Source organism: Dechloromonas hortensis (assembly GCF_009469765.1).
In the GTDB taxonomy this organism is placed as follows: domain Bacteria; phylum Pseudomonadota; class Gammaproteobacteria; order Burkholderiales; family Rhodocyclaceae; genus Azonexus; species Azonexus hortensis.
The window spans coordinates 20,377-42,817 of record NZ_SSSQ01000008.1 but is presented as its reverse complement, the minus strand read 5'-3'; the positions used below and the strand labels follow the sequence as shown (position 1 = coordinate 42,817).

Annotated in this window: 24 protein-coding genes and 2 riboswitches; of the genes, 11 read left to right on the top strand and 13 right to left on the bottom strand. The window is 65.5% G+C overall.

All coding sequences use genetic code 11. From position 1 onward, the window contains the following. The first annotated feature begins 6 nt into the window (after window positions 1–6). Complete coding sequence (locus GH663_RS13470) at window positions 7–2,121, top strand: TonB-dependent receptor plug domain-containing protein (protein ID WP_211371149.1); 2,115 nt, start codon at window positions 7–9, stop codon at window positions 2,119–2,121. A 19-nt stretch (window positions 2,122–2,140) separates the two neighbouring features. On the opposite strand, the gene GH663_RS21370 is transcribed toward GH663_RS13470, so the two are convergent. Genes GH663_RS21370 through bluB form a run of 9 tightly spaced genes read right to left on the bottom strand, consistent with a single transcriptional unit; the run spans window position 2,141 to window position 10,524 of the window. Continuing rightward, window positions 2,141–4,237 carry a diguanylate cyclase gene (locus tag GH663_RS21370; RefSeq protein WP_153132239.1) on the bottom strand — a complete coding sequence of 699 codons (2,097 nt, stop codon included), beginning with the start codon at window positions 4,235–4,237 and terminating at the stop codon, window positions 2,141–2,143. Next, window positions 4,234–5,130, bottom strand: coding sequence for an ABC transporter substrate-binding protein (locus GH663_RS13460; protein ID WP_170291423.1), 897 nt, complete (start codon window positions 5,128–5,130; stop codon window positions 4,234–4,236). Before GH663_RS13460 ends, GH663_RS21370 begins: the two co-directional genes overlap by 4 nt. Window positions 5,131–5,183: 53 nt before the next feature. Continuing rightward, window positions 5,184–5,774, bottom strand: a complete 591-nt coding sequence (locus tag GH663_RS13455; RefSeq protein WP_153132237.1) for an SCO family protein — start codon at window positions 5,772–5,774, stop codon at window positions 5,184–5,186. After that, window positions 5,771–6,103 carry a hypothetical protein gene (locus tag GH663_RS13450; protein ID WP_153132236.1) on the bottom strand — a complete coding sequence of 111 codons (333 nt, stop codon included), beginning with the start codon at window positions 6,101–6,103 and terminating at the stop codon, window positions 5,771–5,773. The genes GH663_RS13455 and GH663_RS13450 overlap by 4 nt, the downstream gene beginning before the upstream one ends. Window positions 6,104–6,160: 57 nt before the next feature. Further along, window positions 6,161–6,952: a cobalamin-binding protein gene (locus GH663_RS13445; protein ID WP_153132235.1), complete on the bottom strand. Its 792-nt coding sequence runs from the start codon at window positions 6,950–6,952 to the stop codon at window positions 6,161–6,163. Window positions 6,953–6,958: 6 nt separating this feature from the next. After that, window positions 6,959–7,873 carry a cobalamin-binding protein gene (locus tag GH663_RS13440; protein ID WP_170291422.1) on the bottom strand — a complete coding sequence of 305 codons (915 nt, stop codon included), beginning with the start codon at window positions 7,871–7,873 and terminating at the stop codon, window positions 6,959–6,961. Further along, a complete protein-coding gene (gene cobD, locus GH663_RS13435; RefSeq protein WP_153132234.1) occupies window positions 7,870–8,862 on the bottom strand; it encodes a threonine-phosphate decarboxylase CobD in 993 nt (330 codons plus the stop codon). The genes GH663_RS13440 and cobD overlap by 4 nt, the downstream gene beginning before the upstream one ends. After that, complete coding sequence (cbiB, locus tag GH663_RS13430; protein WP_153132364.1) at window positions 8,855–9,745, bottom strand: adenosylcobinamide-phosphate synthase CbiB; 891 nt, start codon at window positions 9,743–9,745, stop codon at window positions 8,855–8,857. The genes cobD and cbiB overlap by 8 nt, the downstream gene beginning before the upstream one ends. Window positions 9,746–9,768: 23 nt before the next feature. After that, on the bottom strand, window positions 9,769–10,524 hold the full coding sequence (gene bluB, locus GH663_RS13425) for a 5,6-dimethylbenzimidazole synthase (protein WP_153132233.1): 756 nt from the start codon (window positions 10,522–10,524) through the stop codon (window positions 9,769–9,771). A 41-nt stretch (window positions 10,525–10,565) separates the two neighbouring features. Further along, a riboswitch (cobalamin riboswitch) is annotated at window positions 10,566–10,753 on the bottom strand. 85 nt (window positions 10,754–10,838) lie between these two features. On the opposite strand from bluB, the gene GH663_RS13420 reads away from it, so the two are divergent. Then, window positions 10,839–12,305, top strand: a complete 1,467-nt coding sequence (locus GH663_RS13420; protein ID WP_153132232.1) for a cobyric acid synthase — start codon at window positions 10,839–10,841, stop codon at window positions 12,303–12,305. On the opposite strand, the gene GH663_RS13415 is transcribed toward GH663_RS13420, so the two are convergent. The 4 genes from GH663_RS13415 to cobU form a co-directional block, all read right to left on the bottom strand. After that, complete coding sequence (locus tag GH663_RS13415; protein ID WP_066882238.1) at window positions 12,302–13,660, bottom strand: response regulator; 1,359 nt, start codon at window positions 13,658–13,660, stop codon at window positions 12,302–12,304. The genes GH663_RS13420 and GH663_RS13415 overlap by 4 nt on opposite strands. Beyond that, complete coding sequence (locus GH663_RS13410) at window positions 13,660–14,268, bottom strand: sensor histidine kinase (protein WP_153132231.1); 609 nt, start codon at window positions 14,266–14,268, stop codon at window positions 13,660–13,662. Before GH663_RS13410 ends, GH663_RS13415 begins: the two co-directional genes overlap by 1 nt. A gap of 83 nt (window positions 14,269–14,351) precedes the next feature. Further along, window positions 14,352–14,777 (bottom strand): Pvc16 family protein, encoded by a 426-nt coding sequence (locus GH663_RS13405; RefSeq protein WP_153132230.1) that lies wholly within the window; start codon window positions 14,775–14,777, stop codon window positions 14,352–14,354. Between the two features lie 36 nt (window positions 14,778–14,813). Next, window positions 14,814–15,374, bottom strand: a complete 561-nt coding sequence (cobU, locus tag GH663_RS13400; protein ID WP_153132229.1) for a bifunctional adenosylcobinamide kinase/adenosylcobinamide-phosphate guanylyltransferase — start codon at window positions 15,372–15,374, stop codon at window positions 14,814–14,816. Between the two features lie 36 nt (window positions 15,375–15,410). After that, a riboswitch (cobalamin riboswitch) is annotated at window positions 15,411–15,593 on the top strand. Window positions 15,594–15,673: 80 nt separating this feature from the next. Here cobU and cobT point away from each other — a divergent pair. The 9 genes from cobT to GH663_RS13355 all read left to right on the top strand — a co-directional run bounded on the left by cobT (window position 15,674) and on the right by GH663_RS13355 (window position 22,437). Next, on the top strand, window positions 15,674–16,723 hold the full coding sequence (cobT, locus tag GH663_RS13395; RefSeq protein WP_066882246.1) for a nicotinate-nucleotide--dimethylbenzimidazole phosphoribosyltransferase: 1,050 nt from the start codon (window positions 15,674–15,676) through the stop codon (window positions 16,721–16,723). 5 nt (window positions 16,724–16,728) lie between these two features. Beyond that, window positions 16,729–17,490 (top strand): adenosylcobinamide-GDP ribazoletransferase, encoded by a 762-nt coding sequence (locus tag GH663_RS13390; RefSeq protein ID WP_153132228.1) that lies wholly within the window; start codon window positions 16,729–16,731, stop codon window positions 17,488–17,490. A gap of 83 nt (window positions 17,491–17,573) precedes the next feature. Beyond that, window positions 17,574–18,146, top strand: a complete 573-nt coding sequence (locus tag GH663_RS13385) for a hypothetical protein (protein ID WP_153132227.1) — start codon at window positions 17,574–17,576, stop codon at window positions 18,144–18,146. Then, window positions 18,146–18,742, top strand: coding sequence for a DUF938 domain-containing protein (locus GH663_RS13380; RefSeq protein ID WP_153132226.1), 597 nt, complete (start codon window positions 18,146–18,148; stop codon window positions 18,740–18,742). The genes GH663_RS13385 and GH663_RS13380 overlap by 1 nt, the downstream gene beginning before the upstream one ends. A gap of 54 nt (window positions 18,743–18,796) precedes the next feature. Then, window positions 18,797–19,129 carry a YnfA family protein gene (locus tag GH663_RS13375; RefSeq protein ID WP_153132225.1) on the top strand — a complete coding sequence of 111 codons (333 nt, stop codon included), beginning with the start codon at window positions 18,797–18,799 and terminating at the stop codon, window positions 19,127–19,129. A 57-nt stretch (window positions 19,130–19,186) separates the two neighbouring features. Continuing rightward, window positions 19,187–19,645: a CopD family protein gene (locus GH663_RS13370; protein ID WP_153132224.1), complete on the top strand. Its 459-nt coding sequence runs from the start codon at window positions 19,187–19,189 to the stop codon at window positions 19,643–19,645. Beyond that, window positions 19,642–20,154, top strand: a complete 513-nt coding sequence (gene cobC / locus GH663_RS13365) for an alpha-ribazole phosphatase family protein (protein WP_153132223.1) — start codon at window positions 19,642–19,644, stop codon at window positions 20,152–20,154. The genes GH663_RS13370 and cobC overlap by 4 nt, the downstream gene beginning before the upstream one ends. A gap of 25 nt (window positions 20,155–20,179) precedes the next feature. Further along, complete coding sequence (rfaQ, locus tag GH663_RS13360) at window positions 20,180–21,277, top strand: putative lipopolysaccharide heptosyltransferase III (protein ID WP_246181587.1); 1,098 nt, start codon at window positions 20,180–20,182, stop codon at window positions 21,275–21,277. Beyond that, entirely contained in the window at window positions 21,274–22,437 is a 1,164-nt protein-coding gene (locus GH663_RS13355) for a glycosyltransferase family 4 protein (protein WP_153132221.1), read from the top strand. Before rfaQ ends, GH663_RS13355 begins: the two co-directional genes overlap by 4 nt. Window positions 22,438–22,441: the final 4 nt, after the last annotated feature.

Here is a 22,441-nt window from a genome sequence, read left to right as displayed (position 1 = left end):
GATCGTTTGTTGGACCGTTCAATCAAGGCCTGGCCGAAGCCTCTGGCGCTCTGTATCGCCAGCCTGGGCGTCGCCGGCTCGGCCGTGGCGGTCGATGAAAGCATCTATTTCAGCGAATTGCCGGTGGTCGCTTCGGTCAGTCGCTTGCCGCAGAAGTTGGCCGAGGCGCCGGGCGCGGTCACGGTGATCGATCGCGACATGATTCGCGCCTCGGGGGCTCGCAACTTCGCCGACTTGCTGCGTTTGGTGCCGGGCTTCCAGGTCACACCGCCCAACCAGGACAGTTCGGTGGTGGCCTACCACGGCCTGAGCAACGAGGAATACACCCCGCGTGTGCAGGTGCTGATTGATGGTCGCTCCCAGTATTCGCCGCTCTTCAAGTCCGGCGTCAATTGGAACCTGTTGCCGGTGGTGCTGGAAAATATCGAACGCATCGAGGTCGTGCGCGGCTCCAACACAGTTTCCTATGGTTCGAATGCTTTTCTCGGCGTCGTCAACATCATCACCCAGGATGCTTCGCAGACGCAGGGCTGGATGGTGGCGGCCAATCACGGCAATGCTTCGATCCGGGACGAAACCTTGCGTTGGGGGGGGCGAGCCGGGCCGGTCGATGTTCGGATGACTTATCGCCAGCTCTCGGATGACGGTTTCCGAAATATGTACGATGGCGGACTGGGCTGGTTCGATCCGCACGACAGCAGGCATTCAAAAGTCTTCGATCTGCGGATTGATGCGCCGCTGACCGATCGTGACGAGTTACAGGTGTCGATCAGCCACGCCTCGGATGTCTCACAGTATGGCCGGCCGAAGAGCCAGAGCGATCCCTTCCGCGATCTCAGCCAGAGCAGTACCTCGCTCAGTGCCGAGTGGCGACGGGCGCTGGGGGCCGGCGAGGAAACCAAGCTGCGCTACTCGCACGTCGAGGACTGGGCGTCGGGGGCCTATCAGGAAGCCGTTTCCTATCGAAAGCCGAATGGCAAGCAGGTCTCCTACTACTATCCGAATAATCCAGGTGGTGAGTCGACGGTCGATGAACTGGAATTTCAGCACCTGTTCTCGCCGTGGCAGAAAACTCGCCTGGCCTGGGGGCTGGTCGCCAAGGCCAGTGCGGTCTCGTCCTACTATCAATTCACGACAGCCGACTGGCAACGTCGCACCTCCTATCGTGCCTTCGGTAATATGGAGTGGCGCCCGGCGGATGATTGGTTGTTCAATCTCGGGGCGAGCCTTGAGCACGATTCGGTGGTCGGTGAGATCTTCGATCCCCGATTCAGCGTCAGCTATCACGTGGTCAAGGATCACACCCTGCGTTTCATCGCTTCGCGTGCCCATCGCACGCCGAGCCTGTACGAGGCTTACGGGAATACTCAGAAGACCCCGGCCGGTGCGACATCACCGCTTGACCGCACCTATCTCGCGGTGCCCGGTCTGCAGTCTGAACGAATCGATACGCTGGAAGTCGGCTACCTCGGGGAGTTGAAGCCGGCCAGGGCCAGCCTGGATATTCGTGCTTTCCACGAACGGATCCCCGATCGCATCCAGATCCTGCCTTACGCCTTGCCGGCTTCGGCAGCCGAAGATCGCGACGACTTGGGGACGCGGAACAGCACCAGTAATAACACCAACTTTCCTTACGGTCGGGCCGACGGTGCCTTCAACATTGAAAGCGTGGTCATCCAGGGTTATGAATATCAGTTGCGCTGGCAGCCGTTCGAGACAACCCGCCTGCTCTACAACCACGCCTACATTCGTACCTATGCCAACCTGACCGACGAGTCGGTTGTTGCCGATACGCGCGGTGGCAACGTCAACAAGATTTCCCGGCAAACGACCGAGTCGGCGCCCCGCAATTCGCAGTCAGCGATGGTGGTCCAGCGCCTGCCCTACGATATCGAGGCTTCGCTGATGTACTACAAGAGCGGCTGGATGCGTTGGTTGCGCAATTCATATACCAGCCCCTACGAGCGGGTCGATTGGCGTCTGGCCAAGGCATTCCAGATCGGTGCGATCAAGGCGGAGGTCGCCTATACAGCGCAGATGGCCAATCACTCGATGGAAGGGCGGCGCAATACCCGGGTTGCCAACGAGATGCACTGGCTGTCGCTACGCCTCGATTTCTGACTTGCCCCGGGGCGGTCGGCTAGCCAGCCGACCGGATCACCGCCCCTTCCAGCCAGACTTCGAACGGCTCGCAGGGCGCGACGGCGAGGCCCTGGGCGTAGCTGATGCCGAGTTCTTCGAGCTGGTTGAGGGTGGCGGGGTCATCGACGTTCTCGGCGATCGAATAGATGCCGAGGTCGGCGGTGATTTCTTGCACTGCGCGCAACAATGCGGTGGACGCCCGGTTGCCGCCCAGATCGCGGGTCAGGCTGCGGCTGAGTTTGACGCAGCTCGGCGAAATCGCCCGCAGGTGGTTGAAGGACGACAGCCCACCGCCAAAATCGTCGAGGCCGACCTGGCAGCCGAGGGCGCGTACCTGGCGGGAAAACTCCATCGCCTGGCTGCTCTGGTGGGTTGTCACATCCTCCGAGAAAATCAGGCAGAGGCCATTGCCGGGAAGATTCTTGCTGGCCAGGAGGCGGGCGATCAGGTCGATCACCGAGCGCCGGCTCAATGAATTCCGCGACAGCGGGACCAGGCAGTGCAGTTCCTTGTTGTTGCGGCGTGCCCGGTCAAGGGCGGCGATTGCGGTTTCGATGAAGCGCTGGTCGATGATGCCGGCCAGATCGTAGCGTTCGGCCGCATCGATCAGGGCCGAGAGGGCGATCGGCGCCTGGCCAGGTTCGTTCAGGCGGGCGCTCAGTTCTACGCAGTGGCCGTTCAGCGTTTCGCTCTGCAGCGCGTGCAGCGGCAAGGCTTCGATCAGCAGACGGTCTTCGGCCAGGGCGCTGCCCAGGCGGGCTGCCCAGTTGTTGCTTTCGTGGCGGCGTTCCGGGGTGTTGGTGGCTTCCTGCTCGCAGACCTGGTTGCGGCCGCTTTCCTTGGCGCGGTAGCAGGCGGCGTCGCCAGCGGCGAGCACTTCGTTGATGTTGCGGACGCGCCGGCCGACCGGCGTCAGGCCGATACTGGCGCCGATCGAGAAGACCTTGTCCTGCCAGATGAAGCGATAGGCACCGGCCAGGCCGCAGATGTCCTCAGCGACCTGACGGGCGCGGCTGCCGCTGCAGTTGGCCAGGATGATGCCGAACTCGTCGCCACCGAGGCGAGCCAGCGTGTCTTCCTCGCGCAGCCGGCCCTGGAAAAGCTGCGAGATCTGGCGCAGTAGTTCGTCGCCGGCCAGATGGCCGCAGGTGTCGTTGACCGGCTTGAAGCGGTCGAGGTCGATGAACAGCACGCTGAATTCCTCGCCGCCGGCCTGCACGCTGGACAGCGCCTTCTCCAGCCGGTGCTCGAATTCGCGCCGGTTGAGGAGGCCGGTCAGCGAGTCGTGGCGCGCCTGGAAGGCAAGCTGGGCGGTGGCTTCCTCGATCCGGCTCTGCATCGAGCGATGGACATCCTCGATGTGGTTGGCCATTTCGTTGAAGCCCTGCTCGAGAATGCCGAATTCGGCGCTTGAATGATTCGGCACCCGGGTGTCGAAGCGTCCCGAGGACATTTCGCGGACGGCCTGGGCGAGGCGCTTGATCGGCCGGGACAGGCTGTCGGCCATGGCGATGGCCAGCGCGGCGATCAGGATCAGGCCGATGAGGACGATGAGCAGGCCGCGCAGCAGCAGGTCGCGCTGCTGGTTGATCAGTTCCGATTTATCGAATTCGACGAAGACATGCCCGATGACTTCCTGCGGGGCCGGTATGTTGTTGGTGGAGACCGGTTCGAACAGCGTGTCGGCTTCGTTCAGCGAGCGGAGGACCGGGGCGCCGAAGGCGATCCAGCGATCGCTCTCGGTGACCAGCGCGGGTTCGTTCAGGGACTGGCGCAGGGCTTCGCTGGCCAGCGAGACGCGGCCGCTGACGGCGATCGCCCGGCCCTTCGGATTGACGATGACGGCGGCCTTGACGCCGGACTCCTGGACGGTGGTCTGGGCCAGCCCGTGCAGGCTTTCCAGTTGGCCGGAAATAATCCCGTATTCGCTGATCTGAGCCAGGTAGCGGACGGTGGCCAGGGCTTTGGTCCGCAGCTCGCCCTCCAGGGTCCGGATGCCGCTCAGGGTGAAATAGGAGACCAGGGTTATGGCGATCACTGCGCTGGGCAGCAGTGACAGCAGCAGCAGGCGCTGGCGCAGGTTGAGGCGGCTCATCGGGCCTCCTTGTCGGCAAGCATGGCACGGCGGATGGCGGCTTCGTCCTGAATGTTCAGGTCGAGCGCCTGGGCGACGTTCGAATTGATGACTACCGCAAACTGGCTGGGCGGCATCGGGGGCGGCAGCGTGGCGCTGAACGACTGGGTCAGTTCAGCCGCCTGGCGGGCAATCTGGGCCGGCGTCGAATACAGCGCGGCGAGTGCCCCGGCATTAACGAAGGCGGCCGAGAAGGCGACCACCGGGCGCTGGTAGCGGTAGGTGGTGACGAGAATGGCCTTGATATTCTCGCGCCGGTAAATCTGAGTGTCGGGAATCGCCAGCAGCAGATTGACGCGGGGCAGCAGGCTGTTCAGGGTCGGCAGCAGGGTCTGTTCGGTGTCGCTGTCCTCGCTGTCCAGCGTCAGGCCGGCCGTGGCGAAGGCCTGGCGGAACTGGCCGACGGCGGCCCGGGTTTCGCTGCTGACCAGCATGCCAACGCGTTTCTTGCCGGGCAGCAGATGGCGTAAAAAAGCGGCCTGGCGGCTGGCGGGTTGGTCGAGATAGATCGCCGTCGTGCGGCGGCCGCGACCGGGATTTTCGGCGAGCAGTTTTTCGTAGGCCTGGCGCGGGATCAGAGTGGCGACGACCGGCGTCGAGCCGCCCAGGTTGAGGACCTGGCGGAAGGCATTGCTGCCAACGGCGATGATCAGGTCGGGGCTGCTGCCGGCCAGGCTGTCGCTGCCGCCTTGGCTGCCGATTTTCCAGTGCGAGCCTTCCAGGGCGTCGCGGTAGGTACTGGCGAATTCGGCATAGGGGCCGGAATTTTCGCTGAGGACCAGCGCGACGCTAGCGGCCCGCGCCGTTGAGGCGGCGAGCAGGAAAACGAGAAGGAGACGCAGGACGAGGAGCACCGCCGCAATATAGCTGCTCGCCCTATGCCGTTGCAATGGCGGATTACCCCGGGTTAGCGGGTGGCGAGCAGGGCGGAGATTTGCCGGCTGATTTCATCGACCGGCGTGGCGAAGGCAAATTTCTTGATGAACTGGCCATCCGGGCCGAGCAGGATCATCCCGGCCGAGTGGTCGACCGCGTAACGGTCGGCCGGCGTGCCCGGTTCGCGGACCTTGGCATAACGGATCTTGAAATTGTCGGCCGCCCGGCGGACGAGGGCGGGTGGGCCGTTCAGGCCGAGGATTCGTGGGTCGAAGAAGGCGGTGTAGGTTTTCAGCACCTGGCCGGTATCACGCTCGGGGTCGACCGAGATGAACAGCGGCTGGAGGCGGCTGGCCTGCTCGCCGAGTTCTTTCAGGATGGCGGCCATTTCGACCAGGGTGGTCGGGCAGATGTCCGGGCAATAGGTGTAGCCGAAGGCGATGAGCTGGAAGCGGCCGCGGAAATCCTCGCTGCTCACCGAGCGGCCGTTCGGGTCCTGCAGCAGGTAGCGGGGCACGATGCCGCCGTTTTCCTCCCTGAGCAATTGCAGGCTTTGCGTCGCCTGGGCGGCGGCCGGGCCAGCCAGCAGCAGGCCAAGGAGGAGGGCGGCGCAGCGGATCATCGGCTCGGGAACGCAGCGCTCAGCTGCTTTTCCGCCTCGCCCAGGCGTTTGGCCAGGGTCGCGGCGTCCGGGCAGGTCTTTTTGCCATTACCGAACTGCAGGTAGCTGGCGCTCGTTGCTTCTTCGAAAATCTCGCCGTTGGCACGGGTTTTCGGCGCCGTTGTCTGCACCGCATTGCGGGCCCGGCTGACGATGGCCGGTTGCTGGCAGGCCAGTGCGATGCCGTTGATTTCACCGAGCTGGCTGATGGCGGTATTGCCCTCTTCGGCGGCGAAGGCCGGGGTGGCGAACGGCAGGGCGAAGGCAAGGGCAAGGACAGCGATTTTCATGGGTAATCTCCGGTCGACAGGCCAGCGATTATAGCCAGCGTGGGCTGGCGATCTTTCTTAGAAATCAAATATCTCGAGCAATTGCGGCAGGCCCTCGCTGATCGCCACCGGCCCCGGGGTCAGGATCACGGCCGATTTGATTTCGTGCATTTTCCCGTTGTTGACCGCCGGAATGGCCTGCCAGCCCGGGCGGTCGGCGACGCGTTCGGGCCGGAAGTGCTTGCCGCACCAGGAACCGATGATGATGTCGGGGGCGGCGGCAATCACCGCTTCCGGCGTCGGCCGGCGATCCTTGGCCAGCGGCGAGCGAGCCTGCTCGGCAAAAACGTCCTCGCCACCGGCGATTGCTATCAGTTCCGAGGCCCAGCGGATGCCGCTGATCAGCGGCTCGTCCCATTCTTCGAAATAGACGCGCGGTTTACGGCCGGTGCGGGCCAGGCGCTCGGCGGCGATGGCGCGGGTTTTTTCGATTTCGGCTTCCAGACCGGCGACGATTTCCAGCGCCTTGGCTTCGGCGCCGACCAGGCGGCCAACGGTTTCGATCATGCCGAGAATATCCTCGACGCTGCGCATATTGAGGGCATAGACCGGCACGCCGGCCTTGATCAGATCGCGCGAAATCTCGCTTTGCAGGTCGGAGAAGGTCAGCACCAGGTCGGGCTGGGTGGCCAGGATCTTGTCGATGTCACCGCTGGTGAAGGCAAAGACCTTGGGTTTTTCCTTGCGCGCTTGCGGCGGCCGTACCGTGTAGCCGGAGATGCCGACGATGCGGTCCTGCTCGCCGAGGGCGTAGAGCACCTCGACGGTTTCGGTGGTCAGGCAGACGATGCGTTGGGGCAGGCGGGGCATGGTTTTTTACTTGGCGGGACGATGGCTTCTTGCGACATCGAGATGGGAACAAAGTTTCTCGGCCCCGTCGAGAATGCGCGGCGTGTGGCGCTGCATGATGTCGGGGTTGATGTGGAACAGGTTGTCGCGCTTGACCGCCGTCATCCGCGTCCATTTGTCCCAGTCGTGCAGCCATTCCGGCTTGGCGTCGCCCATGCCGGTGGCGACGATGGCTTCCGGGTCGGCTTCGAGCACCGCTTCGACGCTGACTGTCGGCGCCATCTGCTTGAGGTGGCCGAAAACATTGTCGCCGCCGCAGAGCAGGATCGCATCGCTGATGATCTGCGGGCCGCCGACCGTCATCAGCGGCGATTTCCAGATCTGGTAGAAAACGCGCACTTTCGGCTTGTTGGTATTGGCCGCGCGCAGCCCTTCCAGGCGCTTGCGGAAACGTTCGGCGGCGGCGTTGGCGGCGGCCTCGGTGCCGGCCAGCTGGCCCATGCGAACGAGCTGGTCGGCGACGTTTTCCATCTTGTTCGGCTGCGAGACATGCACGGTCAGGCCGAGCGCCTTCAGCTTGCCGATCTGCGGCATGTTGTTGCCGCTTTCCCAGGCCAGCACGAGGTCGGGCTTGAGCGCGGCGACGGCTTCGAGATCGACCCGCGAATAACCGCCGACGCGCGCCACCTTCTTCGCTTCCGGCGGGTAGTCGCTGTAATCGACGGTGCCGACCAGCTTGTCGCCGGCGCCGGCGGCAAAGAGGCTTTCGGCGATGTGCGGGGCGAGGGCGACGATGCGCTTGGCCGGCGCCTTGAGGCGGACTTCCTGGCCGGTATCGTCCTTGACCACGATATCGGCCTGGGCGGTGGACAGCGTGGCGAGTCCGGCGGTCAACGCCGCCAGCAGGCGAAAAACGGGCAGGGCGGGAGTTGTCTTGATCATGCGGGTTTCCATCCGGCAAGGGCGGTAGCCAGGCGCTGCCAGCCGGCTTCGTCGCCGGGCAGGCCGAAGCGGAGCAGCGGCTGCTGGTCGAAACGGCGGGTCAGGATGCCTTGGCGGGCGAGGGCTTCGTGCAGTTCGCTGGCCTGCGGTGTGGTCAGCGTCGCGAAGAGGGCGGTCGATTTGACTTCGCCGAGCGGTGCCAGCAGTTGGTGCAGGCGTTGGCCGGCGGCCAGCAATTGCTGCCGGGTGCTCGCCTGCCAGGCGTGATCCTGCAGGGCCAGTTTGGCTACTTCGCGGGCCGGGCCGCTGATCGTCCACGGTCCCATTGCCTCTTGCATTTTGTTCAGCAGGTCGGGGGCGGCGAACAGGAAGCCGACGCGGGCGCCGGCCAGGCCGAAGAACTTGCCGAGCGAGCGGAGCACGATCAGGTTCGGCGCTTCGGCGCTGCCGGCCAGCGGCGTCAGGCTGTCGGCCGGCGTCGGGTCCATGAAGGCTTCATCGACGATCAGCCAGCCGCCGCGTTTTTTCAGCTGTTGGGCAGCATCTACCGCCAGCTCGTGCGGGTGGCGATCGCCGGTCGGGTTGTTCGGGTTGCAGAGCAGCACGTAGGGCGTCGCCGCGGCTAAGGCGCGCGGCAGCATGGCGTTCTGCAGGAAGCGCAAGCGGTGGCCGGCCCGTTGCCAGGCCTGCGGGTGCTCACTGTAGATCGGAGAAATGCAGGCGACGACGGCGCGCGGCAACAAGGTCGGCAGCAACTGGATGGCGGCCTGCGAGCCGGCGACCGGCAGCAGGTTGGCGTTGCCGTAATAGGCCGCGGCGGCGCTTTCCAGGCCGTCGCCGCTCTCCGGCAGGCGATGCCAGACCTCGTTCGGCAAGGCCGGCACCGGCCAGGTTTGCGGATTGATGCCGGTGGACAGGTCCAGCCAGCGGTCGAGCGGGATATCGTAATGGGCTGCGGCTACGCGCAGGCGTCCGCCATGCTCAAGCATGCAGGGCTCCGGAAATGATGAAGAGGACGGCCAGCCACAGCCAGAGGCTGCGCCGGATCAGCGTGATGGCGCGCAGCAGGTCGGCGGCGACCGGGGCCGGCCCGTCGCCGAGCGGCGGGCGGATTTCTTCGTGGCCGTGATAGATCGCCGCGCCGCCGCAGCGCACGCCGAGACTGCCGGCGCCGGCTGCCATCACCGGCCCGGCATTTGGGCTGTCCCAGCCCGGTGCCTGCGTCCGCCAGCAGGCCAGCGCCGTCCGCGTCCGGCCGAGCAGGGCGTAGCTCAGCGCGGTCAGGCGGGCCGGCAGCCAGTTCAACGCGTCGTCGAGGCGGGCGGCCGGGCGGCCGAACAGGTTGTAGCGTTCGGTGCGGTAGCCCCACATCGCGTCCAGCGTGTTGGCCAGCCGGAAGAGCAGGGCGCCGGGCCCGCCGAGCAGGGCGAACCAGAACAGCGTGCCGAAGATCGCATCGTTGCCGTTTTCGAGTACCGATTCGACGCCGGCCTTGGCGACGCCGGACTCGTCGAGGCTCGATGTTTCACGGGAAACAATCCAGCCCACCCGTTGCCGAGCTTCGTCGAGCCGGCCTTCCTGCAGAGGCTTGGCGATGGCTGCGGCGTGTTCGCACAGGCTTTGTGCGCCGAGCGCGAAATAGAGCAACAAGACGTCGATGGCGAACGGCGCCAGCGGGCGCAGCCAGACGGCGAGGCCGACCCAGGGGCCGACGGCGACCAGCCAGGCGACGGCGCCGCCGGCCAGCGTACGGCGGTTGAGTTGACGTTCGAGCCGCGCCGCCAGTTGGCCGAAACCGACCAGCGGGTGCCAGCGGCTGACTTCGCCGAGCAGGCGGTCGAGCAGCACGGCCGTCAGGGCGGCCAGCGGCATGGCAAAGGGCTCGAAGACCAGGGTCACTTCGGGAAAACCTGGTTTTGCTGGATGGCGGCCTGCATGTCGCCGAGGGCTGCGGTCAACGGGTCGTTTTGGGCCAAATCCCTGGCGCCCCATTGTTCGAAATAGAGCAGGTCGTTGATCGGCAGGCGCGGCAGCCAGCCAGCCTTTTCCAGCTCCGGCCGGTCCTTGAAGTGGCTGACGTAGCCGATGCACAGGTAGGCGACGGGCACGATGTGGTGGGGGATGCCGAGCGCGTCCTGCAGCGCCTTTTCGTGAAAGATGCTGACCCAGCCGACGCCCAGCCCTTCGGCGCGGGCGGCCAGCCAGAGGTTCTGCACGGCGCACACGCTGCTGTACAAATCCATGGTCGGGATGTGCGTGCGGCCGATGACAACCGGGCCGCTGCGGCTGCGGTCGCAGGTGATGCACAGGTTGATCGGCGCTTCCAGGATGCCCTGCAGCTTCAGGCTGCTGTAGATCTCGCGCTTTTCGTCCGGGAACATCTGCGCCGCTTCGCGGTTGGCGGTGGCGAAGATGTCATGCACGCGCTGCTTCACTTCATCCGAGCGGACGAGCAGGAAGTTCCACGGCTGCATGAAGCCGACCGACGGCGCATGGTGGGCGGCCATCAGCACGCGGCTGAGCACTTCGTCGGGGACCGGCGTCGGCAGGAACTGGCCGCGCACGTCGCGACGGTTGAAAATGGCTTGATAGACCGCCGCCCGGTCGGCGTCGGAAAAAGGGTGTGCGCTGGGCGCGTTGTGGTTTTCCATGGATTCCCCTTCTGGAAAAACGAGAGCTGCCTGGCCGTGCAGCCTTGCCTTGTCTCCCGGCCGGTCTTCTGACTCGGATTCACCCCCTCGACACGCCTTCCCGGCAAAAACCAGTGGCCTGATGCGTCGAGCGTCATCCTTACAGCGCTGGGCACGTGGCGGATTCGCACCGCCTTCCCGATTCTCCGCCCGGCGCGAACCGAACGGCACCCGGAGACACCTGCCCAAGCAATTTGGGCGGGGCCGATGCTAAGCGAGGCGGCGCAGCGAAGCAAGTGCCATAATTACCGGCTTTGCTTCCGATCGCCTACCCCATGTCCTGCTTTTCCCTGATGGTGCAAGGCACCACCTCCGATGCCGGCAAATCGACGCTGGTCGCCGCCCTGTGCCGGATTTTCAAGCGCCGCGGCATCAATGTCGCGCCCTTCAAGCCGCAGAACATGGCCCTCAATTCGGCGGTCACCGTGGACGGCGGCGAGATCGGCCGCGCCCAGGCGCTGCAGGCGCTGGCCTGCGGCCTGCCGCCGCATACCGACTTCAACCCGGTGCTGTTGAAGCCGACCACCGACAAGAAGGCGCAGGTCATCATCCACGGCAAGGTGGCGATCGACCTCGATGCCAAGGCCTATCACGAGTACAAGCCGCGGGCGATGGGCGCCGTGCTCGCCTCCTGGGGGCGCCTGACCGCCGCCTACGACTGCGTGCTGGTCGAAGGCGCCGGCTCGCCGGCCGAAATCAACCTGCGCGCTCGCGACATCGCCAACATGGGCTTTGCCGAGGCAGTCGATTGCCCGGTCATCATCGTCGCCGACATCGATCGCGGCGGCGTCTTCGCCCACCTGGTCGGCACGCTGGAACTGCTTTCGCCGTCCGAGCAGAACCGGGTCAAGGGTTTCGTCATCAACCGTTTCCGCGGCGATATCGGGCTGCTCGAATCCGGCCTGAGCTGGCTGGAAGAGCGCACCGGCAAGCCGGTGCTCGGCGTGCTGCCCTATCTGCACGGCCTGATGCTCGATGCCGAGGACGCCATCGCGACCGCTGCGGTCGACGGCAAAAAAACGGCAAAATTGAAAGTGGTCGCCCCGGCCTATCCGCGCGTTTCCAACCACAACGACCTCGATCCGCTGCGCCTGCACCCGGAAGTCGATTTCCGCTGGATCGGCCCGGGCGAAACGCCGCCCGCCGCCGACCTGATCGTACTGCCCGGCTCGAAGGCGGTGCGCGCCGACATCGAATGGCTGCGCACGCAGGGCTGGGAGGCGGCGATCAACAAGCATCTGCGCTACGGCGGCAAGGTGATCGGCCTTTGCGGCGGCTACCAGATGCTCGGCGGCATGCTGCACGACCCGCTCGGCCTCGAAGGCCAGCCTGGCAGCACGCCGGGCCTCGGCGTGCTGGACGTCGAAACGACGCTGGAAACGGAAAAGCAGCTGCGCAATGTCGCTGGGCATCTCGCTCTGCCCGGCTCGCCGGCGATGCGCGGCTACGAGATCCACCTCGGCATCACGCGCGGCCCGGGCCTGGCCCAAGCGGCGGTGCAACTGGCCGATGGGCGCAGCGACGGTGCCATTTCAGCCGACAACCAGGTCTTTGCCACCTATTGCCACGGCCTGTTCGACCATCCCGATGCCCTGACCGCCTTGCTCGCCTGGGCCGGCATGACGGAGAGCGCCCAGGTCGATTTCGCCGCCCGCCGCGAGGCCGATCTCGACCGCCTGGCCGATTCGGTCGAAGCGGCGCTCGACTGGTCGAAAATGGGGGCGTTCCTGCCGCTGGCCTAGCCGGGGCCGGCCGCCGGCACGTCGTCGTGGTGGATGCGCTTGAGCGCCACCTGGCGCTGGATTTCGCGGAAATCGTTTTCCCGGCCGTGCAGCGCGTACTGGCTGCGGATGGCGCTGAACACTTTTTTCGCATCCGGGCTGGCCATCAGGTGTTCAGCGTGGCGGTCGGCCAGGTCGTTGTCGGTGAGCGACAGCGCCGCCCGCATCACGTCGAGCCGGGTTGCCGGTTCGAGTTCGCTGGCCAGTAGCGCCGGGCGCAGACCGGCAAAACGCGGTTTGCCCTTGTCGACCGAACTGATCGCCAGCAGCGCGGCAAAGCTGGCCTGGCCGTCGAGACCGAGAACCATGATTTCGCTGTCTCGCAGGCCGACCAGGACCTTTTCGGCCGAAATCTTGTCGCCCTTGTCGATATGGCTACGGGCCAGGCTCAGCCGGTCTTCGGTGGTCACCGCGCCGGGCATGGTGTCGTTGGCGACGACATCGGCCAGCGCCGCCCGCGCCGTCTCCATATCGCCGTTCAAGGTCGCGGCCTCGGCCAGCAGGCGCTTGCGCAAGTAATTGCGCGGCGTTTTCTTGCTCACTTCGTCGAGCACCTTCTGCGCTTCGGCGTGCTCGCCCTGGGCCATGCAAATGTTGGCCTTGATGTCCGAGGCATCGAAGAAGTGCGGCGTGCCGGCGACGACGCGCTCGATTTCGTCGCGCGCCTCGGTCAGCCGGTTCTGCTTGTGCAGCGAGCGGGCGACGCCGGCACGCGCCCAGGGAAACTCGTAATTGTCGAGAATGTTCCGGTAGCTGGCTTCGGCCGCTTCTGCATCGCCGCTGGCGAGCTGCACTTCGGCCTCCTGGCGGAGGATTTCGAAACGATAGGGCCGGCCTGCCTCGCTGTCGCGCTGCGCGTTGAGGATGGCCAGCGCCCGGGCATATTCCTGCTGCCGTTTTTCCTTGTAATAGGCGGCGAAGAAATTCTTCTTGGCGACGATGCGTTCCAGCCGCAGCAGCAGCTTGTCCGGCGAAAAGGGCTTGATGATGTAGTCGTCGGGGACCAGTTCGACGGCGGAAACCACCTGTTCGTAGGCCTGTTCGCCAGTCACCATCATGAAGATGCATTCGTCCGGCAGCAGGTTGAAGCGGCGCAGTTCTTCGAGCAGTTGCTGGCCCGAGCGACCCTCGCCGAGCACGTAGTCGCAGAGGATGATGTCCGGCGTGTTGTTGCGGATGCGGTAAATGGCGTCCTGGTAGTTGGAGGCGAACTCGACGGCAAAGGCGCCGACCGTCTGCGCGATGGTACGCAAGGCATCGCGCGCCAGCGGCTGGTCGTCGATGACGAGAAAGCGCTTCTGGCTGAAATCGGCCATCACGGCAGCCTCAGTTCGAAGCGGGCGCCGCCTAGACTGGACGAGTTGTCCAGGCGCAGGCTTCCTTGCCGGCCCTGGCGGACATGCAGCAGGGCCAGGCGTTCGGCGACTGTCAGGCCGACCCCGGCGGCCGGTGGCAGGCTGGCGAAGCCGGGGCCATCATCCTCGACCGCCAGCACTAGGCCGTCACCGTCGCGGCGGGCGCTGAGGAGAACGGCACGGCGCGCAAAGCGGCCGGCGTTCTGCACGGCGTTGTTCAGCATGTCGCCGACCAGATCGCGATCAAGCGGCCATTCGTCGGCCAGCGGACAGTCCACCGTCAGTTCGATGTTTTGCCGGGCAAGATGGCTTTTCTGGGCGAGAGCGACTTCGGCACAGAGGTCGCTGACGATGACCGGGGTGACGGCCGGGGTCGCGCTATGGCGCAGCAAGCGGTAGGCCGCCAGCGTCCGCGACAGGCGGTCGGCCGCCGCTTCGATGGCATAGCGGGCTTCACCCAGTGCAATGCCGTGCTGGGCTTCGGTGGCGGCAATCAGCGATTCGGCGACGAACATCTGGTTCTTCGCGTCGTGAATGCCGGAAGCGAGAATATCGAGCAATTTGTCCAAAGCAGTCCCTCTCCAGTGACATCTGTCGTGTCTTTTCTGGCAAGCATACCCCCGCTGGCGCTAAAGCGGGATAGTCCGGCGCTTCAGGCCGAGGAGCGCAGCGTGTAGGCCAGGCAGAGGCGGAGCGGGATCGCGGCGGCGGTGAACAGGTCGGTCAACTCGCTGGCCGTCAATACTGCCGGAGCAACGCTGACCCGGCCGTTGCCGGCTTCGAAGACCGGAGTTTCGAGCAGGGCTAGGCGGGCGGCTTCGAGCGTGGCGATCGTTGCTTCGTCAAGCTGGGTGCCGGCCAGCACGAGAAAGTGAATGACCGGGGCCGGGACGCGGACCAGCGGGTCGTCGCCGGCTAGGCGCGGCAGCGGCGAATTGCGAACCCGGGAATCTTCCTCGATGCGCCAGGGCCAGATGAACAGGCCGGGGGCGTCGTCCGGCCGGCTGATCCGGACCGGCAGCGTGGCGTGTTTCTCGATGACGTGAGACAAGGCAGTCAGGCGGGAGAAAAGGGGCATGGCGACCTCCTGAAAATGCCGGTTAGATTCTTCAGGTTAGCACAGGCCGGGTGCCTTGAGAGTCAGCGGCAGGCCCGCCGCGACCAGCGTCACCTGGTCGCAGGCGGCAGCGACGCGCTGGTTGAGGCGGCCCTGCTCGTCGGCAAAGAGGCGCGACACCGGATGCATCGGCACGATGCCCCAGCCGACTTCATTGGAGACGAGAATGATGTGGCCGGGCAGTTGGGGGAGCAGGGTGATCAGCTCACCGGTTTGTTGTGCGAACAGCGGGCAGTCGATGGCTTCGCCGGCCTCGGCCTGGCTGGCCGCGCGGCCGGCGAAGAGCAGGTTGGAGAGCCACAGGGTCAGGCAGTCGACCAGCAGGCAGGTGTCCGGCGCCGCCAGTTCGTGCAGTTTGGCGGCCAGGTGCAGGGTTTCTTCGGCGCAGCCCCAATCGGCCGGGCGGCGTGCGCGGTGATGGGCGATGCGGCGGGCCATTTCGCCGTCGCGCGCTTCGGCCGTCGCCAGGTAAATTACGCGCCGGCCGCTGGCCGCGGCCCGCTGTTCGGCGAGCAGGCTCTTGCCCGAACGGGCGCCGCCAAGAATCAGTTCTTTCATGGCCGGCACTTTAGGTGATTGCGCCCCCAACCGGCAAGCCGGATAATCCGGGCCGATTCGATAAAACGGAACACGGTGCAAATCCGTGGCGGGCCCGCCGCTGTAATCGGGGACGGATGTCGCGACAGACCACTGCCTATGGGGAAACAGACCCGGCGGGAAGGTGCGGCAGACGGCTGATCCGAGAGCCAGAAGACCTATCGTTTCAGTTTGGGCTGGAAGCCTGTGGACAGGGCTTCGCGGCAGCGTTTTTGCGAACGCCGCCGCGAGGCCCTTTTGCGTTTTCAAGGAAGAATCGGATGCATTCAAAATTCAATATCGTCGCCCCGGATCAGGGGCTCGCCGCTGCGTTGCAGCACAAGATCGACCAGAAGACCAAGCCGCTCGGCGCCCTCGGTCAGCTAGAACAGGTCGCCAAAAAGCTCGGCCTGATCCAGCAGCGGCTCGATCCGCAGTTCGGCCAGCCGCACCTGCTGGTTTTCGCCGGCGATCACGGCGCGGCCAAGGCCGGCGTCTCGGCTTTTCCGCAGGACGTGACCTGGCAGATGGTCGAGAATTTCCTGGCCGGCGGCGCCGCGATCAATGTCTTCGCGCGCCAGGCCGACATGCACCTCGCCGTCATCGACGCCGGCGTGGCGCATGATTTCGGCAAGCGCAGCGGCCTGATCAACGCCAAGGTGGCGCCGGGCACGGCCAATTATCTCGAACAGCCGGCGATGACCGTCGAGCAGTGCGCCACGGCCATCGAGCGCGGCGCCGAAATCAGCCGCAATCTGTTCGCCAACGGCTGCAATATCGTCGGTTTCGGTGAAATGGGCATCGGCAACACGGCCGCCGCGTCGCTGATCACCCACTGCCTGACCGGCGTCTCGTTGGCCGATTGTGTCGGCCGCGGCACCGGCCTCGACGATGCCGGCCTGGTCCGCAAGCAGGGCCTGCTCGAACAAGCCCTCGGCCGCTATCGTGCCGCTGGCGGCAACAATGAGCCGCTGGCCGTGCTGGCCGAATTCGGCGGCTTCGAGATCGCGATGATGGTCGGCGCCATGCTGGCCGCGGCGGAAGCCAAGATGGTGCTGCTGATCGACGGCTTTATTGTCAGTTCGGCGGCGTTGACCGCAGCCACCCTGTTCCCGGCCTTGGCCGATTACTGCGTCTTCTGCCACCGCTCGGCCGAACCCGGCCATCAGGCCCAGTTGCGGGCGCTGCAGGCCGAGCCGCTGCTCGACCTCGGCCTGCGCCTCGGCGAAGGAACGGGCGCCGCGCTGGCCTATCCGCTGGTCCAGGCGGCGGCCAATTTCCTCAACGAGATGGCCAGCTTCGAATCGGCCGGCGTTTCCGACAAGGCCTAGGGCGCATGCTGAAGCGCGAAGTCGAGTATTTCTTCGGTGCCGTCCGTTTCTTCACGCGGCTGCCGGTGCCCGGCTGGGTCGGGCATTCGGCCGAGGCGCTGAACCACTCGGCGCGCTACTTTCCCGCCGTCGGCCTGCTGGTCGGCGGCATCGGGGCGCTGGTCTATCTTGCCGCGGTGCTGATCTGGCCGCCGGCGGTGGCCGTGCTGCTGTCGATGGCCGTCACCATCTACGCGACCGGGGCCTTCCACGAGGACGGGTTGTCGGACACCGTCGACGGCCTCGGTGGCGGCTGGGACAAGCTACGCATCCTGGAAATCATGAAGGACTCGCGGGTCGGCAGTTATGGCGTCGTCGCCATGGTGCTTGCCCTAGTCGGCAAATTCACGCTGCTGGTGGCGCTCGACCCGGCGCTGGTGCCTTTTGCGCTACTGGCCGGCCATGCCGTGTCGCGCTTCTGCGCGACACTCTTGTTGGCAACGATGGACTACGTGCGTGAAGACCTGCTGGCCAAGGCCAAGCCGCTGGCCACCCGGCTGTCCACTGGCGCCCTGTTCTGCGCGCTGTTGTTCGTCGGGCTCGCCCTGGCCCTGCTGCCGCTGGTCAAGGCCGTCGCCGGCTGTCTGCTGGCGGGCTTGGCCACCTTCTGGCTGGCCGCCAAGTTCCGACGCTGGCTCGGTGGCTACACCGGCGATTGCCTGGGGGCGACGCAGCAAATCAGCGAAATCGCTTTCTACCTCGGCTTGCTTGCCCAGTTCGGTCATTAGCCGCCGTACGGGCCAAGTGTGGCGTATGCTCACGGGGATCAGTTGTCCTCGTTGTCGCCAGACTTGAACGAAAGGATCGGCCTGTGAATCCCGCGAAAATCAATGAACTCTTCGATCTGCTGCGGGCCGCCTGTGCCCGCCAGTTCGCCTTCAACCCGAAGCGGGTCACGGCGGGCATGCGCTACGTCGGCAAGGAAGGGCACGGCAAGGACATGGTGCATGTCTTTCGCGATGCCGGCACCCATTCGCAGATCGTGCTGCAGAGTACTTCGGCCATTCTGCGCGAAAAACACGGCGACAAGCCGCACTGGACCGAAGCGGAAAAAGCTCATTACCGCAGCAGCGATGCCGAAATCGAGGCGGAAATACGGGCCAAGGAGGCCGAGCTTGAATTCATCCGCCACAGCCCGCTGTATCTTGACCATCGCACCCAGTTGCTGGCGCACTACAAGGACTGGCCCGGTTACCAGGCCGGCGGGCCGAATCCGCGCGAGGCGGCGAGAGCCCTGATCGTCGCCCTCGGCGAAGCGCAGGATGCGCGGCTGGCCGCCTTTGCCGAGCATCTCGGTTCGTCGGACCCGGAGCATCTGGCGCATCTGCTGTTGGCGCCGTGCCATCTCGAATTGGAGGCCGTCCGGAAAACTACGGACGACTGATGGAAAAACCCGACGCTCCGTCCTGCGCCAAGAATCGCGAGCCGATCCTCGGCGTATTGCGCGACCATTTCGCCGATTGCCGCGCGGTGCTGGAAATCGGCAGCGGAACCGGCCAGCACGCCATTTTCTTTGCCGGGCAGCTACCCCATCTGACCTGGCAGACTTCGGATTGCCCGGAAAACCTGCCGGGCATCGCCGCCTGGCTGGCCGATGCGGCGTTGACCAATACGCCGGCCCCGCTGGCCTTCAACGTGCTCGAGACCTGGCCCGAGCGCCGGGTCGATGCCGTGTTCAGCGCCAACACCTTGCACATCATGCCGTGGCTGGCTGTCGAACGGCTGTTCGCCCGCTTGCCGGAAATCCTGTCTGAGCAGGCCAAGCTCGCCATCTACGGCCCCTTCAATTACGGTGGCGGCTTCACCAGCCAGAGTAATGCTGCCTTCGATGCCTGGCTCAAGGACAAGGCGGCGCATCAGGGGATCCGCGATTTCGAGGCGGTTGATGCACTGGCCGGTCAGGCCGGCTTGCGGTTGCTGGAAGACCGGGCGATGCCGTCGAACAACCGTTGTCTGGTCTGGCAGCGTACCGGCGCCTAGTGGCCCCGGTCGCTGTGGCAGAATTCCGGGCATTGATATAACGGATGGGTTGCCTTGGAATTGTTGCGTCTCGCCGCGCTGTTTGCCGTCACGGCGCTGGCCGAAATCGTCGGTTGCTACCTGCCCTGGCTCGTCCTCAAGCAAGGCAAGCCGGCTTTCCTGCTGCTACCCGCGGCGCTGGCGCTGGCAGCCTTCGCCTGGTTGCTGACCCTGCATCCGAGCGCTGCCGGCCGGACCTATGCCGCCTATGGCGGCATGTATATCGCCGTCGCCTTGCTCTGGCTGCGTCTGGTCGACGGCATCGCCCTGACGCGCTGGGATCTGGCCGGGGTCGCCATTGCGCTGGTCGGCATGGCGGTGATTGCGCTGCAACCGACGACCGCTTGAACGCCGCGCTCGGTCTGATGATCGAACCCTCGAACCATTACTGAAAGCATCCCCAACATGCGTGAATTCCTGCTTCTGCTGCATCTCGCCGGTGTCATCGTCTGGCTGGGCGGTATGTTTTTTGCCCATTTCTGCCTGCGCCCGGTTGCCGCCGGGCAGTTGCCGCCGCCGCAGCGCCTGCCTCTGTTGGCGGCGGTGCTCGGGCGCTTTTTCGTGGCGGTCGTCGTCGCCATTGCTGCCATCCTGCTTTCCGGCTTTGCCCGTCTGGCGCATCTGGGCTTTGCCCAAGCCCCGCTGCACTGGCATCTGATGGCCGGGCTCGGTCTGCTGATGGCGGCGATCTTCGCGCTGATCATCGTCCGCCATTACCCGCGCCTGCGGGCCGGTGTCGCCGCCGGCGACTGGCCGGCAGCCGGTAATGCCATGAACGGCATTCGCCAGTGGGTGGCGACCAATCTGGCGTTGGGTGGGCTGACCTTGCTCGTCGCCACGCTAGGCAGTCGGTTCGCCGCATGATCCTGCACCTGATCCGGCACCCGAAGCCGGTGGTCGAGCCGGGCATTTGCTACGGTCGACTCGATATTGCGGCCGATAATGCCGCTGCCGTTGCGGAGATTTTGCTCAGCGAATTGCCGGCCGGGTTGCCGGTGTGGAGCAGCCCGCTGCGGCGCTGTCGGGAACTGGCCGAACTGCTGCATCCGCAGCCCCGGTTCGACGAGCGACTGGTCGAAATGAATTTCGGCCTGTGGGAAGGTCGACCGTGGGATGCCATTCCGCGTGCCGAACTCGATGCCTGGGCGGCGAATGTCGCAGGTTATGCACCGCCCGGTGGCGAGTCGCCGCTCGCCCTGCAGCAGCGGGCGCTCGATTTCGTCGCCGGATTGGCCGTGCCGGAAGCGGTTATCGTCACCCATGCCGGTGTGATCCGCACCTTGTTTGCCCATTGGCAGGGCTTGCCGCCGGGCAAATGGACGGAACTGGTCTTTGCCTACGGTTCGCGGACGCGGGTGGTGCTGCCCGGCTAATCCGACAACGGCTAGAATGCCGGCCATGGAAACCTTCAATCCCCTGCGTGATGCGGTGCCGCTTGGCGAAATCAAGCGGGCGCTGGTCATCAAGTTGCGCCACCACGGCGATGTGCTGGTCAGTTCGCCGGTCTTTTCGGTGCTCAAGGCACAGGCGCCACAGGTCGAAATCGACGCCTTGGTCTATGCCGATACGGCCGAGATGCTGACCCTGCATCCGGCCATCGCCCAGGTCCATACGATCGACCGCAAGTGGAAGCAACTCGGCACCGTCGGCCAGGTCAAGGCCGAACTGGCGCTCTACAACACGCTGAAGGCGCGCGGTTACGACCTGATCATCCATCTCACCGAGCACTGGCGCGGCGCCTGGCTGTGCCGGCTGCTCCAGCCGCGCTGGTCGGTCGGGCCGGTTGTCAAAGGGCGTAGCAAGCGCTGGAAACAGAGCTTTACCCATCTCCAGTCGGCGCCGGGCAATGCCTTGCGCCACATGGCCGAAGCCAACCTGGATGCGTTGCGCCGGATCGGCATTCAGCCTGGCCCGGACGAACGGCGCCTGACGCTGGTCCCGGGGGCGGCGGCCGAGGCGGTGGTGGCCCGGCATCTGCAAGGCTTCGGGCTTCAGGGCGGCGATTTCATTCACATCCATCCGGCCTCGCGCTGGTTTTTCAAATGCTGGCCGGTGGACTCGATGGCGGCGCTGGTTGCCCGCCTGCAGGGCGAAGGCCATGCCGTGGTGCTGACCGCGGCGCCGAGCCGGGACGAGCAGGCGATGCTGGAAGCGATCCAGGCCCGGCTGGCGACGCCGGCCTTCAGCCTGTCCGGTCAGTTGTCGCTGAAGGAGTTGGCGGCACTGACCCAGGTTGCGAAGCTGTTCATCGGCGTCGACTCGGCGCCGATGCATATCGCGGCAGCCGTTGGCACGCCGACCGTGGCACTGTTCGGGCCGTCCGGCGACAAGCAGTGGGGACCCTGGGGCGTGCCTTTCCGCGTCGTTGCCAGCACCCGGCATCCGTGCCGGCCGTGTGGCATCGACGGCTGTGGCGGCGGCAAGGTCAGCGACTGCCTGACTTCGTTGAGCGTTGAAGAAGTGCTGGCCGCGGCGCACGAACTGCTCGCGCCGTGAAGATCGCCATCGTTCGCCAGCGCTACAACCCGTTCGGCGGTGCCGAGCGTTTCGTCGAGCGGGCGCTCGGCGCGCTGGCCGGCGAAGGGGCTGAAGTCTCGCTGATTACCCGGAACTGGGATGGCGCACCGCGCGAAGGCTTTCGGCAGATTACCTGCGATCCGCCGTATTCCCGGCTGTTCGGCGGCCGGGCGGCGCGCGACCGCAGTTTTGCCGCGGCGGCCCAGCGTGAAATGGCGCGCGGTGGTTTCGACATCACCCAGTCGCACGAACGCATTCCCGGCTGCATGATCTTTCGCGCCGGCGACGGCGTGCATGCCGCCTGGCTGGCCCATCGGGCCCGCGTCCTGAGTCCGTTGCAACGGCTGAGCCAGCGCTGGTCGGCCTATCACCGTTATGTGGTCAATGCGGAAAAGGCGATGTTCGAACACCCGGCGCTGCAGGCGGTGATCTGCAATTCGCAGATGGTGGCCGATGAAATTGCCCATTTTTACGGGGTCGACCGCAGCAAGTTGCCGGTGATCTACAACGGCGTCGATACCACGGCTTTTCACCCCGGCCTGGCCGACGAGTTCCGTACCGTCACGCGGGCGACGTTGAATATTCCGGCTGCCGCGCCAGTCCTGCTCTTCGTCGGCAGCGGTTTCGAACGCAAGGGCGTACCGCAACTGCTGCGCGCCGCGACGCGGATGGAGCGGAGCGATGCGCAGATCGTCATCATCGGCGCCGACCGCAAGCTGAAGGCGATGCGGGTGCTGGCTGAAGGGTTGGGGCTGGGCCAGCGTGTCCATTTCACCGGGCCGCTCAAGGATGTCCGTCCCTGGTACGGCGCGGCCGACGGTTTCGTGTTGCCGACCCTCTACGATCCCTGTCCGAACGCGGCGCTGGAGGCGCTGGCTTGCGGCTTGCCGATTGTCACCTCGACGACCTGCGGCGCCCAGGAGTGGGTGCAGCCCGGCCTCAATGGCTGGGTGGTCGATGCGGTCAATGAAGCGGCCTTGTCGCTGCGTCTCGATGACCTGGCCGGGATGGCCGGCAATGTAGAGGCCCGGGCGGCGGCGCGGGCCAGCGTTGAGGCGCTGACCCTGCCGGCAATGGCCGACCGCCTGCTCGCTCTCTACCGTTCGCTCGGTCCGGCCTGGGCCGGGCAGCAGGTATAATTCC

Bases quoted from the DNA above. Each gene is read 5' to 3' on its own strand.
- GH663_RS13420 (WP_153132232.1), top strand. From the start codon at position 10,839: ATGTCCTGCTTTTCCCTGATGGTGCAAGGCACCACCTCCGATGCCGGC.
- GH663_RS13370 (WP_153132224.1), top strand. From the start codon at position 19,187: ATGCGTGAATTCCTGCTTCTGCTGCATCTCGCCGGTGTCATCGTCTGG.
- GH663_RS13405 (WP_153132230.1), bottom strand. From the start codon at position 14,777: ATGCCCCTTTTCTCCCGCCTGACTGCCTTGTCTCACGTCATCGAGAAA.
- cobU (WP_153132229.1), bottom strand. From the start codon at position 15,374: ATGAAAGAACTGATTCTTGGCGGCGCCCGTTCGGGCAAGAGCCTGCTC.
- GH663_RS13390 (WP_153132228.1), top strand. From the start codon at position 16,729: ATGCTGAAGCGCGAAGTCGAGTATTTCTTCGGTGCCGTCCGTTTCTTC.
- cbiB (WP_153132364.1), bottom strand. From the start codon at position 9,745: ATGCCGCTGGCCGCCCTGACGGCCGTGCTGCTCGACCGCCTGCTCGGC.
- GH663_RS13415 (WP_066882238.1), bottom strand. From the start codon at position 13,660: ATGGCCGATTTCAGCCAGAAGCGCTTTCTCGTCATCGACGACCAGCCG.
- cobD (WP_153132234.1), bottom strand. From the start codon at position 8,862: ATGCTTGAGCATGGCGGACGCCTGCGCGTAGCCGCAGCCCATTACGAT.
- GH663_RS13450 (WP_153132236.1), bottom strand. From the start codon at position 6,103: ATGAAAATCGCTGTCCTTGCCCTTGCCTTCGCCCTGCCGTTCGCCACC.
- rfaQ (WP_246181587.1), top strand. From the start codon at position 20,180: ATGGAAACCTTCAATCCCCTGCGTGATGCGGTGCCGCTTGGCGAAATC.
- cobC (WP_153132223.1), top strand. From the start codon at position 19,642: ATGATCCTGCACCTGATCCGGCACCCGAAGCCGGTGGTCGAGCCGGGC.
- GH663_RS13440 (WP_170291422.1), bottom strand. From the start codon at position 7,873: ATGATCAAGACAACTCCCGCCCTGCCCGTTTTTCGCCTGCTGGCGGCG.
- GH663_RS13455 (WP_153132237.1), bottom strand. From the start codon at position 5,774: ATGATCCGCTGCGCCGCCCTCCTCCTTGGCCTGCTGCTGGCTGGCCCG.
- GH663_RS13380 (WP_153132226.1), top strand. From the start codon at position 18,146: ATGGAAAAACCCGACGCTCCGTCCTGCGCCAAGAATCGCGAGCCGATC.
- bluB (WP_153132233.1), bottom strand. From the start codon at position 10,524: ATGGAAAACCACAACGCGCCCAGCGCACACCCTTTTTCCGACGCCGAC.
- GH663_RS13445 (WP_153132235.1), bottom strand. From the start codon at position 6,952: ATGCCCCGCCTGCCCCAACGCATCGTCTGCCTGACCACCGAAACCGTC.
- GH663_RS21370 (WP_153132239.1), bottom strand. From the start codon at position 4,237: ATGAGCCGCCTCAACCTGCGCCAGCGCCTGCTGCTGCTGTCACTGCTG.
- cobT (WP_066882246.1), top strand. From the start codon at position 15,674: ATGCATTCAAAATTCAATATCGTCGCCCCGGATCAGGGGCTCGCCGCT.